Source organism: Cupriavidus sp. SK-3 (assembly GCF_000611145.1).
Taxonomy (GTDB): domain Bacteria; phylum Pseudomonadota; class Gammaproteobacteria; order Burkholderiales; family Burkholderiaceae; genus Cupriavidus.
This window is the reverse complement of record NZ_JFJV02000101.1, coordinates 14,109-28,620: the sequence shown is the minus strand read 5'-3', so window position 1 is coordinate 28,620 and position 14,512 is coordinate 14,109. Positions and strand designations below refer to the sequence as shown.

Sequence of the window (14,512 nt, the reverse complement as noted above, 5' to 3'; positions counted from 1 at the left end):
GGGGCCAGGAAGGGGACTTCCCCTGGAGACTGTCGGTTCGATCCGCTGCCAGCTTGTCCGGGCGCCGTCAGGCGGCCTCAGGCAACAAACGCCTGGCGGCAGCGCAGCGCCATCACCTGCGCCTCGAAGGCACGGGCAGCGCGCTGCGCGAACGGGGCGCGGCGGCGCTGGCGGGGTCGGGAATCCGGCTGGCCGGTGGCAACGTGCCCCTGCCCGGCGACCTGCCACGCGCGGCGTGTCACGGCGAGGATGTTGGCGAATGCCTGGGCTTGCGGCGCGGTGCTACTGCCCGGGAGGCGACTTTCCATCATGATATTCGGCGCCGCCGGCACTGAAGCGAACTTCAGGCTCCGGCGCTGGCGTTTGTTCGTATCGTGATGGAAAGATATACAGCGCCAGGGCTCCGCATTATCGACGGCGCGCCGATCCTGTTGTGGGACGCGTCCTACAAGGCCCCGGAGGGGCGTCGGCGGCACTGTTTGCGACGGTTGTCAGACGGTTGTCATTCCAGACGGTGTCCAGACGGTGCCGGGTCTTGACTCGCCCGGCGCCTTCGTCCGGCGCTTCAGGTCTTTGCCGGACCGCCGCTAGCCATCGTCCCCACCACCATCAGGCAGATGGCCGCAAGGAAGACACCCACCAGCAGGATCTGCAATCGTCCCACCGGACGGCCCTTGAGGAAGGCGTTGCTGATAAAGGACGGGGACACCAGGCCCACCACGGTGACGATCAGGATGGTCAGGGCGAGTACGGAAAGCAGGGTTTGCATGCGAAGTATCGATCCGGAGGCTGCGGCAAAAAGGGATAAGTCAGTGCTCGCGCTCAGTTTGCGCCGCCGCGCACAAGGCAGCCTTCGAGCACGGGCGAGCCATCCACCTGGCCGGCGCCGGTGCACTCCACGGCCACTTTCTGTCCGCGCCGCACCATGGTGCCGCGCGCTTCCACCTCGCAGGTGCGCCCGGCGGGGCCGCAGATCTGTATCGGCAAGAGCTTGGCGCGTACCACAAGGGCGGGGCTGTTGGAGCGGATATCGAGGAATACCGAGTCGTTCGCCTCGCGCCGCACGCCGCTGGCCACGCCTTCCACGATGAAATACTTGCCGCGGTAGCGGTCGTCGGCCGCGCCAGCGTTCTCCTGGTAGTCATCGACCAGCGTGTCCGCCTGGTATTGCGGCAGGATGTCGGTGGTGCGCTTCGGGTCAATGCTGATCGGGTCCAGCGTACCGTTCTTGGGCACGCCGCGCGCGCCGCTGTTGGGTTCGGACGCGGGGGATGCCTGTGCCACCGGCTCGGCGGCCGGCTCCACCTGTTGTTCTTCATGGTTGCCGGTGAGCCACAACATGGCAAGCACGGCCAACGCAACAATGGCGATAAGGATTTGCTGGGTACGGTTCAAAACGGGGTTTCCTGCGATAAAAATGGGCCGTCGCGCTGCCAGGCGCATGTTTGTGCATCGACATTCCGGCGCTGCGTGGCTACTTGGCCGGGGTACCCGCCAGCCCGCCTGTGGCAACGCTTTGCGCCGTCAATCCAGGTGTTGCGGCGGGGGCGCCGGAAAAGTTGCCCACAGCTTTGCCCACAGGGTTGTTCGGTCTTCTCCACAGACTTGTCCACAGCCTGAGGAGGGGGCGCGCCGGGTTGCCGGAGGGCATGCGCTTCCAACCCGCGGTGTGACTCAATGATGACTTCCGCGGGGCTCGCGGGTTTGGCGTAGGGGATCAGTGCAAGTGGCGCAGCCCGGCTTCGCCGTCGTCCTCGTCTTCCCAGTCCTCATGCTCGACCGGGACGTCGGGTGCCATGTCGAACACCATCGAGTGGTGCTGCACGGTAAACCAGTCGCGAAACTGTTGCAGCGTCAGCGTTTCGGGCCACAGGCTTTCGTCGAACCACTCGCCCAGCATGAATTCGAAGAAGGCGCGCCAGCGCTGTTCCACCCACAACAGCGCTTCCGGTGAAGTCGCGACATCATCCGGGACCAGGAACACACTCTGGTCCTCGCGCACATGCTCAAGGGTGAGAGTGGCCACCGGATCGGTATCCACGGCCATGATCCACTCGAAGAAGGGCTGCTGCGGCACCAGGATGACGAGCGAGCGATTGAGGGTAAAGCGCGGATGATCGGACATGGCAGGGGCTCGTTCGCTGAAACGGCCCATTGTAGCGGTTGGCCGCGCCGGCATGCGATTGATTGGAGGGGCAAGCGGCCCAGCCAGCTCCGGCCCCGGGCGAGCGCATCCGGCTGGCGCCGCCGCCCTGCCAGTTGCGTGCTAACGTGAAGACATGACAGGCACGCGGTGGCCGGTTCGATTGCCTGCGCCGTTGCCTGATCCACGAAGAGGCCAACATGGGATTCAAGGTCGGGTTCACGCTCGCCGTGGAGGCGCTGTTCTTTGCGGTCTTGTTGTTTGGCGCGGCGGGAACGCTGGCCTGGCCCGCCGGCTGGGTGTATCTCATCCTGTTCTTTGGCGGCGGCGCCTGGGCAACGCAGCGTCTGGCGCGGTACGATCCCGCGCTGCTCGCCGAGCGCATGAAAATGCCCTTTCAACCGGGTCAGCCGCTATGGGACAAGCTGCTGCTGCCGGTGGTGGGCGTTGCCTGGTGCGCCTGGCTGGTGCTGATGGGCCTGGACGCAGTGCGCTACCGCTGGTCCGCGATGCCGCTCTGGCTGCAGTGCGCGGGCGCCGTGCTGCTGGTGCTGTCGTTTCCCGCGATCGACCGCGTGTTTCACGCAAACACCTTCCTCGCGGCCGTCGTCCGGATCCAGTCCGAGCGCGGGCATCGCGTGGTTTCAACCGGCCCCTACGCCGTGGTTCGCCATCCGCTCTATGCCGTCATGCTGGTTTTCCTGCCGGCCAACGCCCTGCTGCTTGGGTCCTGGTACGGCGTGGCGGGATCGCTGGTGCTCGCCGGCGGCATCGTCTTTCGCACGGCAATGGAAGACCGCGAACTACTGCGCGGCCTTGCCGGCTACGCAGCGTACGCGGCCAGGGTGCGGTACCGGCTGATCCCGTTCGTCTGGTAAGCGGCCGGCGCCCGCCGCCGTTCGGCGAGATCCGGGGATCGGTGAATCAGTGAATCAGTGACTCAGTGGATCTGCATCCCCCGCATGGCATGGATGCGGTCGTGATGCCACTGGATACCCTCGTACTGGCGTTGCACCACCGCACGGATCTCGGGCGGCATGTCCTTCATCAGTGCCGACTGGTATTCCCGCCTGGCGGCTTCCTCGTCGCGCTCGCATAGCTGCAGCACCGCATCGTCGTTGTGCGGCGCGATGACATGCAGCACCTCCATCCAGCCGCGATGCAGCGTGCCTCCCATGCTGCCGCGGTCGCGCGGCTCGGCGCCCAGCTGGGTCACCAGCGCCTGCAACTCCATCACCGAGGCGCGGCAGGATTCCGCCGTGCCGGTCAGGATGGCGCGTATTTCGGGGTTATGCACTTCGCGGGCTCCGGTCGTGCAACTGAGCTCGCCGTCCTTGCCGACCTCGATCAGGTGGTTCAGGGTGGAGACGAGAGGTACTTGCGCGTTGTTCATGACATTCTCCTTGCCTGGGTCCGGGCCGATCATGAAGCCGTGCGCACATCTGCACCTGCGCGGGACGCATCGCCCCGCCGCCTGTCCAGAAGCCAGGCCCCCGATTCCTGCCTTTGCCGCGCGGCATGCTTGCCATGGCTTGCGGGCCGGCTGCCGTGCTGGCCGGCCCGCAGCCGCGGGTAGCGCGGACAGCGCCACCGACACGTTTAGTATAGAAGTTGGGGAGTGCAGAACAACGGCGCTTCGCGCACCGTACAGGACGTGCAAAAACGCAACGCGAAATGTGCAAGACCATGCCCTTGTTCAAGCAGAGGGTTCAGAATCGCCTGGCTTCCTTTTAGTGTGCGATCTTGTGCGTTGGCAAACAGAAGCGTGACTTGCGCCAATCGGGTCTCTCCTATACTTGCCAAGCCCCCGAACAGGCGATTAACGATTGCTATTTCGTGCATGTGGCGAGGACGCGATGAACGCATTTGATAGCAGCATCATTCACTTCCTGAATCAGTTCGCTTTCCGATCGGTTTTTATCGACCGCGCGGCGTTGGCCATGACCCAGTTCTATATGCTCCGCGGCTTGCCGATGATCGCGCTGCTGTGGTGGGTCTGGTTCCGCGATGGCCCGGACAAGCTGCGCGACCGGGAAATCGTCGTGACCACGATTGTTGCCGGTCTTTGCGTGCTGGCGCTGGGCCGATTCCTGGCGCACTGGGTGCCTTTCCGCATCCGTCCCTTTGCGAACCCTGAACTGGGGTTGCGCTTTCTCGTGTCCTCGGAAGACCGGATCCGAACCTGGAGCGCCTTCCCGAGCGATCATGCGATGCTGTGGTGCGCCGTGGCGGCCGGCGTGCTGATCGCGTCCTGGCGCATCGGCATCTTTGCGCTGGCGTATGCCATCCTGTTTATCTGCATGTCACGTGTCTATGTCGGGCTGCATCATCCGACGGACGTGCTGGGCGGGGCGGCGCTGGGCGTGGCAATGTGCCTGTTGCTGAATCTCACGCGGTGCCGCCACTTTATAGCGGCCCCGGTCCTGCAGTTTTCCCGCCGCCACCAGAGTTCGTTCCATGTGGGCATGTTCCTGCTGAGCTTTGGCCTGGTGACCCATTTTGACGAGTTGCTCATGCTGGGCTCCTCGTTGCTGAAATTCGTCTGACTGAAGTTCACCTGACCCAGTGACGCCATGCGGCGGGAGGAGAGCCAAAAGCTGCGTTGCGCGGCTATCCGCTTATCCGCTTCCTTCCCGCCGCGGGCCGTGTGACGTCAGAATGTGTTCAACACCTGTTTCACCGCGGCCGCGACCTTGCCTGCCAGGTAGACATGACCAGCGGCCGAGGGATGGGCACCATCGTCGGAGACGTACTGGTCGCCATTTCCGTCGCCCTTCGGATTGGCAACATTGCCTGTCCCGGTTTGCCACTGTTCCGCCACGTTATCGATGAAATAGAAGTTCGCGCGCGTGCCGACTGCCGCCTTGATGGCGTCCCGCTGGTCAGTGCGGGGAAAGCCCGGCGACCAGGGGCCGATGACAAAGACGACGGTGTTCGGCAGGTTCTTTGCTACAGCGTCGAACACGGCGGTGGCTTCCGCTTGCAGCTCCGCCTTGGAAGAACCCGTGTCATTGATGCCGCCGGCGACGACGAGAACATGCGGATTGAAAGGAAAGACGTCGGTTGCCAACCGGTCGCGGAACTTGAGTTTGGGGGAAGGCGCGGCCAGATAGCCCGTGGCCCCGACCCCGGACTGATACATGTCCTTCCACCCAGCCAGGTATCCGAGCCGGGCCGCGTAGTTGTCAAAGCTATACCCGACCGCGGCCATGCCTTCCGTAAATGAGTCGCCCAGCACCACGGCCCGCACCCTGGGTTCCGCGGGCGGCGCGGAAATGGAGTCGCCAGGTGCAAGGCGCACGCCCCCGAAGCGCATGTTCGGCGTCTCGATGCGGATCCGCCTTGACTTCCTGCTGCCCTGGAAATCGACCCGGGTCAGGTACAGGTTTCCATCGTCTGGGTAGGCGACTGGCGTGGTGGAGGCGTACTCCCCGTCTACCAGGAACCGATGGGCGGAGGCATCGACATTACCCTTCACCAGAATCTCGAACGTCGGCGCATCGGTGACGAATTCGATGTAATAGACGTTGGAATCCAGTCCCAGCCCCCCGTAGTTCACCGCGGTATTCTTGACCAGATCCGCGTCCGGATAGAGGGGACCGGCTTGCACGACAGCGCCGACGTAGCGTAGCGCGGCAGTGTTACCGGGGAGTACGAGCGTGCTGCCGGCAATGTTCGACGGCATATTCGCCGTTCCCGGCGTAATGATCGGCGGCGAAGCCATTGTCTTCGGCGCCGCACCGGCCGTGGCGGCCGACTTGAGCAGCGCCTTGGTGGTTTGTAGTTCCGTCTGTGGCGTCGACGGTGTAGTCACCGGCGTGGCTACGGGTGTCGGCGGGGTTGTGCTGCTTCCCCCTGTGCCTGAGCTATTGGTTGCTACTTCGGTGCCACCGCCACCGCCACCGCATCCGGAGACCAGTCCAACAATCAGAAACATTGAAAACGCAGCCAGCTTTGAGATCATCCCTTGCTCCCTGTTTCATCACATGTCTCCCTGTTTTTTGGGGATGGTTGCATGAGAGGAAGGGGCTGGTCTTTCCCCCAGAGAGCTTAGTGCCAGCCTGGTGCCGGGCCATCTTCATCCGACAACAGGATGAGACTTTATGATGCGTGGCTGCGTGTAGGTGGATATTGACGGATATTGACGGATGTTGGCAGACATCCGGGGCGGACTGTTTGCCTGCGGCACGCCGTCACTTCCCGATACAGAACCGCGTAAAAATCGTCCCCAGCAAGTCATCGCTGCTGAATTCGCCGGTGATGCTGTTCAGATGGTCCTGCGCCAGCCGCAGCTCTTCAGCGAACAGGTCCAGCGCCTGCGCCTCTTGCGCCGCGCGCTCCTCGGCCAGGTCTAAATGCGATTGCGCATTGCGCAGCGCGGTCAGGTGCCGCTCGCGCGCGAGGAAAGCCCCTTCGTTGCCTGATTGCCACCCCACCAGCCGCAGCAGCTGGTTGCGCAGCAGGTCGATGCCGGCGCCGGTACGCGCCGAGATCCATACCTCGGCCGGGTTCGGGCCGATGGCCGCCACTACGTGCGGGCGGTCGGCGCCGAAGTGGCGCTCGCCCACCGTGGGCGCCAGGTCGATCTTGTTGACCACGCGCAGGATCGGCGAGCCCGGCGGCAGGTGGCCGGAGAGGCGGTCGTCGATGGCGTCGTCGATTTCGGACAAGCCGTGCTCCACGTAGTCGGCCGCATCCACCAGGTGCAGCACCAGATCGGCGCGGCGCACCGCTTCCCAGGTGCGTTCGATGCCGATGCGCTCGACTTCGTCGCTGGCGTCTTCACGCAGGCCGGCGGTGTCGATGATATGCAGCGGGATGCCTTCGATCTGGATGGTCTCGCGCACGCGGTCGCGCGTGGTGCCGGGAATCGGCGTGACGATGGCCAGCTCCGCGCCGGCCAGCGCGTTGAGCAGCGACGACTTGCCCACATTGGGCTGCCCCGCCAGTACTACCGACAAGCCCTCGCGCAGCAGCGAACCCTGCCTGGCCTGCGCCAGCACACCGCTCAGCGCTTCGCGGATATTGGCCAGCTGGCCGCGCGCGTTGGAGGCTTCGAGGAAATCGATCTCTTCCTCAGGGAAATCCAGCGTGGCCTCCACCAGCATGCGCAGGTGGATCACCTGCTCCACCAGCGCGTGGATGGCCTGCGAGAACACGCCCTCCATGGAGCGCGCGGCCGAGCGCGCGGCGGCTTCGGTGCTGGCTTCGATCAGGTCGGCCACGGCTTCCGCCTGGGCCAGGTCGAGCTTGTCGTTGAGAAAGGCGCGGCGCGTGAACTCGCCGGGCTCGGCCAGGCGCAGGCCAATCCCGCGGCCCGCATCCAGGCAGCGCGCCAGCAGCATCTGCATCACCACCGGGCCGCCGTGGCCCTGGAGCTCCAGCACCTCTTCGCCGGTGTAGGAGTGCGGCGCCGGGAAGTACAGCGCCAGGCCGTGATCGATCGCCTTGCCGTGGGCATCGAGGAACGGCAGGTAGGTGGCATGGCGCGGCTTGAGCGCCTGGCCGCACACGGCCAGCGCGATCGCGCTCACATCGGGGCCGGACACGCGCACCACGCCGATGCCGCCGCGTCCGGGCGCGGTTGCGATGGCGGCAATGGGAGTGGCGTTGGCGGCGGAAGCGGAACGAGGCTGGGAGGAGGTGATGGCGGTCATGGCGATATTGTCGCAGATCGATCCTGCGCGGGTGCCGCACCCGGCGCACTTGCCGCACTTGCCGCAAGCGCGGTCTCGGCCGCGCCGGGCGCCTGCGCGACAGGCGCGTGCAGGCACTCCATCATCAGCCGGCGCGCCACGGCGCCGTCGACCAGGCGGCCCAGCCTGCCCTGCCGCTTCACCAGCTTGCCATGCAGGCGCCTGGCATAGCGTTTGGCCAGTACCGGCTCCAGGGCTTCGATGACATAGCGCAGCCGCTTGCTGGCAAGCCGGAAGCGGTGCACGCGTGCCAGTTCCTCCGAGCGGGCGGCGCGCATCAGCGCCCTCACCCGCTTGCGCCCGCGGCGTACCCGCCGGCGCGCGAAGTCCGCCAGGTGGTCCCGCGCGGCGGCGCCCGCGCCGCGCGGGCCAGCGCGGTTCAGGTGCGTGAGATCGCGGTGCAGCACGGGCAGCGGCCAGTGCTGGTATTCGGCGAGCTGCGCCACCATCGTCGCGCGTGCGTAGTGGCGGCGCGTGAGGGCGGTGTCGTGCAGCGCCGCCAGCACCGGATCCTCCGGCTGGCTGTCCAGCGCGGGCCGCAAGGTCTCGGCGATGAACACATCCCAGTCGCGCACATCGTTCGCCGCCTGCGCCAGCTGGCGCAGGCAATCGTTCCAGCGCGCGCGGACCGGCCTGGGCAGGGCGGGCCCGAATGCCCAGCAGACGGCGCGAAGCTGCCGCGCCGCCACCCGCAGTGCATGGACGTCGTCGGGATGGTCGCGCCGGTGCAGCGCATCGAGCTGATCGGAAACGGCAGCCAGTCCCGCATCGGCCAGCGCCATGAAAGCATCGATGACGCGCATGCGCGGGTGCAACTGGATGGGAAGGTTGGCGGCACGCATGGCGTATCTACCAGATCTGGCGGAGGCCAGGTTCAGAACATATCTATTCAGTGTAGGCGATTGTGCCGGTTGCGCCGCACTCCATTGACAGCCTGCCGGCTTCAGGTTGGAATGGGTGTTGGCAAGGCCATCCGGCCACCCTGACCGAGCCGTACCCGACCACCGCCCAGTGCGAGGAGAAGCGCATGTCCACCGAACAAGAGCGTCTTTTGCTGCGGGACACCATCGAGGCCGGCTTTCGCCAGGCCGCCTTTGTCACCGACATCGGCATACGCCTGGTGGATTGCGGGCCGGGCTGGTGCGAGAGCGAGTTGCTGGTCACGCCGCGCCACCTGCAGCACGGCGGCATCGTGCACGCCGGCGTGCAGGCGACCATGGCCGACCACACCGCGGGAGCTGCCGCCACCACCATGCTCGATACCGGGCGTCATGTGGTCACGGCCGAGTTCAAGATCAACCTGCTCCGGGCCGCCCGCACCGAGCGCCTGACCTGCCGCGCGGACGTGCTGAAATCCGGGCGCACCATCATTGTGGTCGAGGCCGACGTCTTCGCCAGCGTGCACGGCGAGGCGGTGCTGGTCAGCCGCTTCAACGCCACCATGAGCGTGCTCGACCTGGCCTGAACGCCTGAACCAGGAAAACCCACCAGCGAGAAACGACAGGATGATCGATCACACAGGCGTAGTAGTCAGCGATTTCGCCAGGAGCCGGGCGTTCTACACCGCAGCGCTGGGTTCGCTCGGCTTTATCAAGAATATGGAGTTTCCCGCCAGCGTGACCGGCCACACCGACGTGGCCGGTTTCGGCCCGCCCGACAAGCCCGAGTTCTGGATCAGCAACGGCACCCCCAACCAGCCGCCGCTGCACATCGCCTTTCGCGTGAACACGCGTGCCGAGGTGGATGCCTACTACAAGGCGGCGCTGGCGGCCGGCGGGCGAGACAACGGCGCGCCGGGTTTGCGGCCGCACTATCACCCGAACTACTACGGAGCCTTCGTGCTGGATCCGGACGGCCACAATATCGAGGCGGTTTGCCACGCGCCTGAGTGAGCCCGGGCGAGCCGCCTGCGTGAGGGGCCGGCGTTCAGAACAACAGCTTGAGCAAATCAAACAACTCACGTTCCGCCGAAGCGGCGGAACGGGCATGCCGCCGGATCACAGCCAGCAGGCAATCCACGAAGCACTGCGCGGCCGCGCCGCGCATCGCGCTGCGGCGCGCGATGATGCCGAGCTGGCTGGTTTCGAAGTGTTCCGCTACAGGATGACGGGCTTGCGCCCGACGCGGTCCGACAGGCGGTCGGCATCGGCGTGCTGGTGTTCGGCGGGTTTGCGCAGTTTCTTGCGACCTGGCTGATCGATCTCACCGGCAACCGCAACGCGCCGGCCTTGTATGTGATCGGCTGCGGGATAGCGTCGCTGGCGGGAGTGGCGATGGTGCGGGAGACGGCGGGCAAGCCGCTGGATTGACGAGACGGTCCGATGGTCGCGGCAGTCGCTTACACCTTGCGCCTGGCCGAGCCTGCGCAAGCGTTAACGGGGAACCTCGTCGCTGTCACGCAGCCAGGCGGGGATGTCTCGCATGCCATGCAGGACGCGCCAGACATCAATGTGGTCGTCGCGCTCAACGTAGAACACGATGTGCGGGTAGCGCGCCAGAGGCCAGGTGCGTAGGCCCGGAAAATCAAGCTCGTGTGCGTAGCGGGGTGAGCCGGCGGCTGGATACTTGCCAATGTGGACGTAGGCCTGCTCCAGCGCGTCAATGAATCCAAGTGCTGCCTGCGCGGCGTCTTCGTTCAGATAGTAGTTGACCGCTTCCTCGATATCACACCTGGCAAGCGCTCTCGGGACGACAGGCTTGGCCCTCATCCCCGAGCGTTGCGCACCCGCGCTCGCAGGGCGTCGAAGTAGTCGCTATCCACCGGCGCGGTCGGCGCCGAAGCGGCACCCGCCAATAGTAGGCCGCGAAGGTGCTGGCGATCCTGATCCTTGCGGATCAGCTCGCGCACGTACTCGCTGCTGGTGCCGTAGCCGCGTTGGTTGACCTGCTCATCGACAAAGGCCTTGAGCGTGTCAGGCAGAGAGATATTCATTGTGCTCATGCGTTCATGCTAGCGAGTTTGGCAAAATTTGGCAAACTCTCCGCATGGCGTCTTGCTGCCACGGCAACGCCACCTGGCCAAGCACGCTCCCGAAAAGCAAAATCCCCCGCAAGCCGAAACTTGCGGGGGATTTCAGTGAGGCAGCCATTGACGCTTTGAGCGGCCTCTTCGGTGCATGTGCCGGGCCGGCGCGGGTTTGCCACCCGCCGGCCAGGCTTCAACGTCAGCCCTTGGCCACCGCGGCAGCCTTCGCCTTGCCCTTGCCGAGCATCCGGTTGATCTGCCATTGCTGGGCGATCGACAGGACGTTGTTCACAACCCAGTACAGCACCAGGCCGGCCGGGAAGAAGAAGAACATGAACGAGAACACCAGCGGCATGATCATCATGACCTTGGCCTGCACCGGGTCCGGCGGGGTCGGGTTCAGCTTGGTCTGCACGAACATCGATACCGCCATCACCACCGGCAGGATGTAGAACGGATCCGGCACCGACAGGTCATGGATCCAGCCCAGCCACGGCGCGCCGCGCATTTCCACCGACGACAGCAGCACCCAGTACAGCGCGATGAACACCGGGATCTGGATCACGATGGGCAGGCAGCCGCCGAGCGGGTTGACCTTCTCGGTGCGGTACAGCGCCATCATCTCCTGGTTCATCTTCTGCGGGTCGCCCTTCAGGCGTTCACGCATCGCGGTCATGCGGGGCTGCAGGTCCTTCATCTTGCCCATGGACTTGTAGCTGGCCGCCGACAGCGGGAAGAACACCAGCTTGATCAGCACGGTCAGCGCGATGATCGACCAGCCCCAGTTGTTCAGGAAGCCGTGCAGCTTCTCCAGCAGCCAGAACAGCGGCTTGGCCAGGATGGTCAGCCAGCCATAGTCCTTCACCAGTTCCAGGCCCGGGGTGATCTTCTCGAGCATGCGCTCTTCCTGCGGGCCGGCAAACAGGCGCGCATCGGTGGTCACGGTGGCACCCGGGGCGATCGCGCCCAGCGGCTGCTGCACGCCCACGCGGAACAGGTTGTTGTCGATCTTCTCGACGTAGAAGCTGTGCTCCTTGCCGGCTTGCGGGATCCAGGCCGAGGCAAAGTAATGCTGCACCATCGCAACCCAGCCGCTCGAACCCGCCGCGGGGACCGAAGCCTTGCCCTTGGTGATGTCGTCGAAGTTGATCTTGTGATACTTGTCCGTATCGGTGTAGATCGCCGGGCCGGTAAAGGTGCTGTAGAACTGCGACTGCTCGACCTTGCTGCCGTCGCGCGTCAGTTCCATGTACAGCGTCGGCGAGACCGGCTTGCCGCTGTCGTTGGTCACGGCAAATTGCGTGTCGACAACGTAGCTGCCCTTATGGAAGGTATAGGTCTTGGCCAGCTTGACCCCGTCCTTCTCCGCCGTCAGCGTCACCGCCACCTTGTCCGAGCCGGCCAGGTCGCGCGGACCCGCCGACGCGGTGAAGACGGTGGTGTGGTTGGGCAGGTCGCCACCGATCAGGCCGGAACGGGCCATGTAGGTACGGGTCTGGTCGCGCTCGAACAGCACGACGGGCTGGCCGTCCTTTTCATGGTGATTCAGCAGTTCCAGGCGCGTGAGGATGCCGCCGGCGGTGTCGATCTGGGCACGCATCACGTCGGTGCTCACCACGATCTTCTCGCCGCTCGGCTGGGCCGCGGCTGCCGGTGCGCTCACCGGGGCGCCTGCGGCGGCGCCGGCCGTCGCATTGGCCTTGGGCACGTCGCCTTGCGGAGCGGAAGCGCCGCCGGCGGTTGCCGGAGCCTGCTGCGTCGCGCTCGGGAAGAACATCGACTGGTGACCGTTGGCGCGCTGCCAGTTGTCGTAGAGCAGCACGAGGGCCATCGAGAAGATGACCCAGAGTATGGTGCGTTTGATATCCATGTCTCGCTGTGGTCGGGGGAAATCAGGGGCGGGGTAGCCGGATCGTGACTGGCGGGTGGCCAGCCGCGGCGGAAGCCCGGTCTTGCTTTGTTGCCGGTGCGGGTGGCACCGGATCATACCCGCCTTCCGTGAACGGATGACAGCGGCACAGCCGGCAAGCGGCCATCCAGCTGCCGCGACCGGCGCCGTGGCACAGGATCGCTTCGCGGGCGTAATCGGAACAGGTAGGCAGGAAGCGGCACTGCGAGCCAAAAAACGGGCTCAGGGCGATCTTGTAGATACGCAGCAGGGCAAGCAGGATTCGCTTCATGGCAGCGGGCTGGTCAGGCTGGAGCGCCCGAGGGCGGGACTTCCGTGGGCGCAGCCTCGGCGGACTTCGGCGGCGACACCCCGGAAGGGGCAGCAGGGCGCGGGGCAAGCGGACGGACCGCCACCTCGAACAGGCCGGTCAGCTCCGCCAGGCACGCCCGGCGTATCGCGCTGCGGCTGGCAAATTCCGCGCGCGGAAACTTTGCCTGCAGGCGCAGCAGCACATCGCGACCCGCGAGTTGGTCCTGCCGAAGGCGGAACAGTTCCCGCACCATGCGCTTCACCAGGTTGCGCTCGGCGGCACGTGCCGCGAACTTCTTGCCAACGACTACACCCAGGCGGGCTTGCGGCAGGTTGTTCTCGCCCACATACAGCACGAAGTGCTGGCTGCGGCGGCGCGGGCGCAAAGCAAAAACGGATGAAAACTCATCCGTCTTTGTGAGCCTCGCGGCTTTAGGGTAGGCAAAAGTAGACACGCTGGGCGAAGCTAGCGAAAGAGCTGTGCTTGGCGGCAGGCTACCGGCCGTCCAAAAGGCGAGGCGGTTGGCCGGGGCGGCGCAAACTGCAGCGCCACCGTGGCCGGTCGCCAGGCCCTTAGACTGCCAGGCGCTTGCGGCCCTTGGCGCGACGCGCGTTGATGACGGAACGGCCGCCACGGGTCTTCATGCGCACGCGGAAACCATGGGTACGCTTGCGGCGGGTAACGGAAGGTTGGTATGTACGTTTCATGTTGCACTCTCTGGTTGATCTGGGCTCGCCCGGCTTCCGGCGTTAAGCCGGGCGCCGCCGCGTATGGTTCGCATGGGGCTGCCGCGGTTTGCGGTGTTGCCGACTGCTGTGGTGATCTTGCTGCCGGCCGTGTGTCTCGCGCATCGAATGCACCGACGAATCGGACATCGACACTCGCGAAGCAGCGAAGCAGGTGTGGGAGGGAATCTCGCCGGACCGGATTTCATCAACCCATCCGCTCCGACCCCGTCAGCCTGCTCGGCCCGCTGCCTGTTCCGGCCAATCCAGCCATTTCCGGCACGCTTCAGCTTAGTAAAAAGCTGAGGTAACGCACCAGTCTCGCACGGAACAGGTCAGACCCGGCGATGCGCATACGTGATCCCCTGCGGCATCGCAGAACCCGCCATTTAACTGAGTTTCGCGCGGTGTGTCAAGACTACGGATGGTTTAGAGACGTGTGCGGCACCCCTGCCTGAAAAATACGCAACAGCCTGTTGTATTTCATTGTCCACAATCGCCAGTGGGTAAGTTTTTTTATTGCGGGGGTTGCACCCAGGGTCGGCGAGGGTGCGTGAAGTCCCTGTTTTGTCAGGCTTTTCCTGCGTTTTACCTACCCGGAAACCCGCGCCAGAACTGGGGTTGTGCACAACAATTCACTGCTTTTTCACAACTTATCCACAGACTTATCCTTTGTGGATAACTTGGGGCGGGGGGTACAATCCGGGTCCAAACACCACACGGGCTGCGTGGCGCAAGCGCAACCCGGGCACTACTCCTGGCATGCCGGACAACGGACGCGC

18 protein-coding genes and 1 pseudogene are annotated in these 14,512 nt (G+C 65.0%); 5 read left to right on the top strand and 14 right to left on the bottom strand.

The features are described from left to right. Positions 1–77 precede the first annotated feature (77 nt). The 4 genes from CF70_RS10015 to CF70_RS10000 form a co-directional block, all read right to left on the bottom strand. Entirely contained in the window at positions 78–311 is a 234-nt protein-coding gene (locus CF70_RS10015; RefSeq protein ID WP_035863720.1) for a hypothetical protein, read from the bottom strand. 254 nt (positions 312–565) lie between these two features. Beyond that, positions 566–769: a hypothetical protein gene (locus tag CF70_RS10010; protein WP_035863701.1), complete on the bottom strand. Its 204-nt coding sequence runs from the start codon at positions 767–769 to the stop codon at positions 566–568. Positions 770–822: 53 nt separating this feature from the next. Next, positions 823–1,443 (bottom strand): OB-fold putative lipoprotein, encoded by a 621-nt coding sequence (locus CF70_RS10005; RefSeq protein ID WP_051648227.1) that lies wholly within the window; start codon positions 1,441–1,443, stop codon positions 823–825. 274 nt (positions 1,444–1,717) lie between these two features. Next, positions 1,718–2,125 (bottom strand): hypothetical protein, encoded by a 408-nt coding sequence (locus tag CF70_RS10000; RefSeq protein ID WP_035863698.1) that lies wholly within the window; start codon positions 2,123–2,125, stop codon positions 1,718–1,720. 218 nt (positions 2,126–2,343) lie between these two features. Between CF70_RS10000 and CF70_RS09995 the strand changes: the two genes are divergently transcribed. Further along, entirely contained in the window at positions 2,344–3,021 is a 678-nt protein-coding gene (locus CF70_RS09995) for a methyltransferase family protein (RefSeq protein ID WP_051648225.1), read from the top strand. A gap of 62 nt (positions 3,022–3,083) precedes the next feature. On the opposite strand, the gene CF70_RS09990 is transcribed toward CF70_RS09995, so the two are convergent. Next, positions 3,084–3,536 carry a PA2169 family four-helix-bundle protein gene (locus tag CF70_RS09990; RefSeq protein ID WP_035863696.1) on the bottom strand — a complete coding sequence of 151 codons (453 nt, stop codon included), beginning with the start codon at positions 3,534–3,536 and terminating at the stop codon, positions 3,084–3,086. 463 nt (positions 3,537–3,999) lie between these two features. On the opposite strand from CF70_RS09990, the gene CF70_RS09985 reads away from it, so the two are divergent. Further along, a complete protein-coding gene (locus CF70_RS09985) occupies positions 4,000–4,689 on the top strand; it encodes a phosphatase PAP2 family protein (protein WP_035863694.1) in 690 nt (229 codons plus the stop codon). A gap of 107 nt (positions 4,690–4,796) precedes the next feature. On the opposite strand, the gene CF70_RS09980 is transcribed toward CF70_RS09985, so the two are convergent. The 3 genes from CF70_RS09980 to CF70_RS09970 all read right to left on the bottom strand — a co-directional run bounded on the left by CF70_RS09980 (position 4,797) and on the right by CF70_RS09970 (position 8,681). Further along, on the bottom strand, positions 4,797–6,107 hold the full coding sequence (locus CF70_RS09980) for an SGNH/GDSL hydrolase family protein (RefSeq protein ID WP_035863692.1): 1,311 nt from the start codon (positions 6,105–6,107) through the stop codon (positions 4,797–4,799). Positions 6,108–6,336: 229 nt separating this feature from the next. Beyond that, positions 6,337–7,800: a tRNA uridine-5-carboxymethylaminomethyl(34) synthesis GTPase MnmE gene (gene mnmE, locus CF70_RS09975; protein ID WP_035863690.1), complete on the bottom strand. Its 1,464-nt coding sequence runs from the start codon at positions 7,798–7,800 to the stop codon at positions 6,337–6,339. Beyond that, positions 7,797–8,681, bottom strand: coding sequence for a CHAD domain-containing protein (locus CF70_RS09970; RefSeq protein WP_081862111.1), 885 nt, complete (start codon positions 8,679–8,681; stop codon positions 7,797–7,799). Before CF70_RS09970 ends, mnmE begins: the two co-directional genes overlap by 4 nt. Before the next feature lie 185 nt (positions 8,682–8,866). Between CF70_RS09970 and CF70_RS09965 the strand changes: the two genes are divergently transcribed. From CF70_RS09965 to CF70_RS34730, 3 genes and pseudogenes are all read left to right on the top strand, one after another. Continuing rightward, on the top strand, positions 8,867–9,304 hold the full coding sequence (locus CF70_RS09965) for a PaaI family thioesterase (RefSeq protein WP_035863688.1): 438 nt from the start codon (positions 8,867–8,869) through the stop codon (positions 9,302–9,304). A 40-nt stretch (positions 9,305–9,344) separates the two neighbouring features. Beyond that, entirely contained in the window at positions 9,345–9,731 is a 387-nt protein-coding gene (locus CF70_RS09960; RefSeq protein ID WP_035863686.1) for a VOC family protein, read from the top strand. Positions 9,732–9,983: 252 nt separating this feature from the next. Then, a pseudogene (locus tag CF70_RS34730) lies at positions 9,984–10,148 on the top strand (MFS transporter); the annotation flags it as partial. 63 nt (positions 10,149–10,211) lie between these two features. On the opposite strand, the gene CF70_RS09955 reads toward CF70_RS34730, so the two are convergent. The 6 genes from CF70_RS09955 to rpmH form a co-directional block, all read right to left on the bottom strand. Next, positions 10,212–10,547 carry a type II toxin-antitoxin system RelE/ParE family toxin gene (locus CF70_RS09955; RefSeq protein ID WP_035863683.1) on the bottom strand — a complete coding sequence of 112 codons (336 nt, stop codon included), beginning with the start codon at positions 10,545–10,547 and terminating at the stop codon, positions 10,212–10,214. Further along, a complete protein-coding gene (locus CF70_RS09950; RefSeq protein ID WP_035863681.1) occupies positions 10,544–10,780 on the bottom strand; it encodes a type II toxin-antitoxin system ParD family antitoxin in 237 nt (78 codons plus the stop codon). Before CF70_RS09950 ends, CF70_RS09955 begins: the two co-directional genes overlap by 4 nt. A gap of 223 nt (positions 10,781–11,003) precedes the next feature. Beyond that, on the bottom strand, positions 11,004–12,674 hold the full coding sequence (gene yidC, locus CF70_RS09945) for a membrane protein insertase YidC (protein ID WP_035863679.1): 1,671 nt from the start codon (positions 12,672–12,674) through the stop codon (positions 11,004–11,006). A gap of 22 nt (positions 12,675–12,696) precedes the next feature. Beyond that, entirely contained in the window at positions 12,697–12,984 is a 288-nt protein-coding gene (gene yidD, locus CF70_RS34725; protein ID WP_081862110.1) for a membrane protein insertion efficiency factor YidD, read from the bottom strand. A 13-nt stretch (positions 12,985–12,997) separates the two neighbouring features. After that, positions 12,998–13,459: a ribonuclease P protein component gene (gene rnpA, locus CF70_RS09940; RefSeq protein ID WP_081862109.1), complete on the bottom strand. Its 462-nt coding sequence runs from the start codon at positions 13,457–13,459 to the stop codon at positions 12,998–13,000. A gap of 118 nt (positions 13,460–13,577) precedes the next feature. Next, a complete protein-coding gene (gene rpmH / locus CF70_RS09935) occupies positions 13,578–13,712 on the bottom strand; it encodes a 50S ribosomal protein L34 (protein ID WP_017229861.1) in 135 nt (44 codons plus the stop codon). Between the last annotated feature and the right edge of the window lie 800 nt (positions 13,713–14,512).

What these genes read in the sequence shown, in the direction of transcription:
- CF70_RS09965 (WP_035863688.1), top strand. Translation starts at nt 8,867, where the DNA reads ATGTCCACCGAACAAGAGCGTCTTTTGCTGCGGGACACCATCGAGGCC.
- rpmH (WP_017229861.1), bottom strand. Translation starts at nt 13,712, where the DNA reads ATGAAACGTACATACCAACCTTCCGTTACCCGCCGCAAGCGTACCCAT.
- yidD (WP_081862110.1), bottom strand. Translation starts at nt 12,984, where the DNA reads ATGAAGCGAATCCTGCTTGCCCTGCTGCGTATCTACAAGATCGCCCTG.
- CF70_RS09950 (WP_035863681.1), bottom strand. Translation starts at nt 10,780, where the DNA reads ATGAGCACAATGAATATCTCTCTGCCTGACACGCTCAAGGCCTTTGTC.
- CF70_RS10000 (WP_035863698.1), bottom strand. Translation starts at nt 2,125, where the DNA reads ATGTCCGATCATCCGCGCTTTACCCTCAATCGCTCGCTCGTCATCCTG.
- CF70_RS09995 (WP_051648225.1), top strand. Translation starts at nt 2,344, where the DNA reads ATGGGATTCAAGGTCGGGTTCACGCTCGCCGTGGAGGCGCTGTTCTTT.
- CF70_RS10010 (WP_035863701.1), bottom strand. Translation starts at nt 769, where the DNA reads ATGCAAACCCTGCTTTCCGTACTCGCCCTGACCATCCTGATCGTCACC.
- CF70_RS10015 (WP_035863720.1), bottom strand. Translation starts at nt 311, where the DNA reads ATGATGGAAAGTCGCCTCCCGGGCAGTAGCACCGCGCCGCAAGCCCAG.
- CF70_RS09985 (WP_035863694.1), top strand. Translation starts at nt 4,000, where the DNA reads ATGAACGCATTTGATAGCAGCATCATTCACTTCCTGAATCAGTTCGCT.
- CF70_RS09970 (WP_081862111.1), bottom strand. Translation starts at nt 8,681, where the DNA reads ATGCGTGCCGCCAACCTTCCCATCCAGTTGCACCCGCGCATGCGCGTC.
- CF70_RS09990 (WP_035863696.1), bottom strand. Translation starts at nt 3,536, where the DNA reads ATGAACAACGCGCAAGTACCTCTCGTCTCCACCCTGAACCACCTGATC.
- CF70_RS10005 (WP_051648227.1), bottom strand. Translation starts at nt 1,443, where the DNA reads ATGCGCCTGGCAGCGCGACGGCCCATTTTTATCGCAGGAAACCCCGTT.
- mnmE (WP_035863690.1), bottom strand. Translation starts at nt 7,800, where the DNA reads ATGACCGCCATCACCTCCTCCCAGCCTCGTTCCGCTTCCGCCGCCAAC.
- yidC (WP_035863679.1), bottom strand. Translation starts at nt 12,674, where the DNA reads ATGGATATCAAACGCACCATACTCTGGGTCATCTTCTCGATGGCCCTC.
- CF70_RS09960 (WP_035863686.1), top strand. Translation starts at nt 9,345, where the DNA reads ATGATCGATCACACAGGCGTAGTAGTCAGCGATTTCGCCAGGAGCCGG.
- CF70_RS09980 (WP_035863692.1), bottom strand. Translation starts at nt 6,107, where the DNA reads ATGATCTCAAAGCTGGCTGCGTTTTCAATGTTTCTGATTGTTGGACTG.
- CF70_RS09955 (WP_035863683.1), bottom strand. Translation starts at nt 10,547, where the DNA reads ATGAGGGCCAAGCCTGTCGTCCCGAGAGCGCTTGCCAGGTGTGATATC.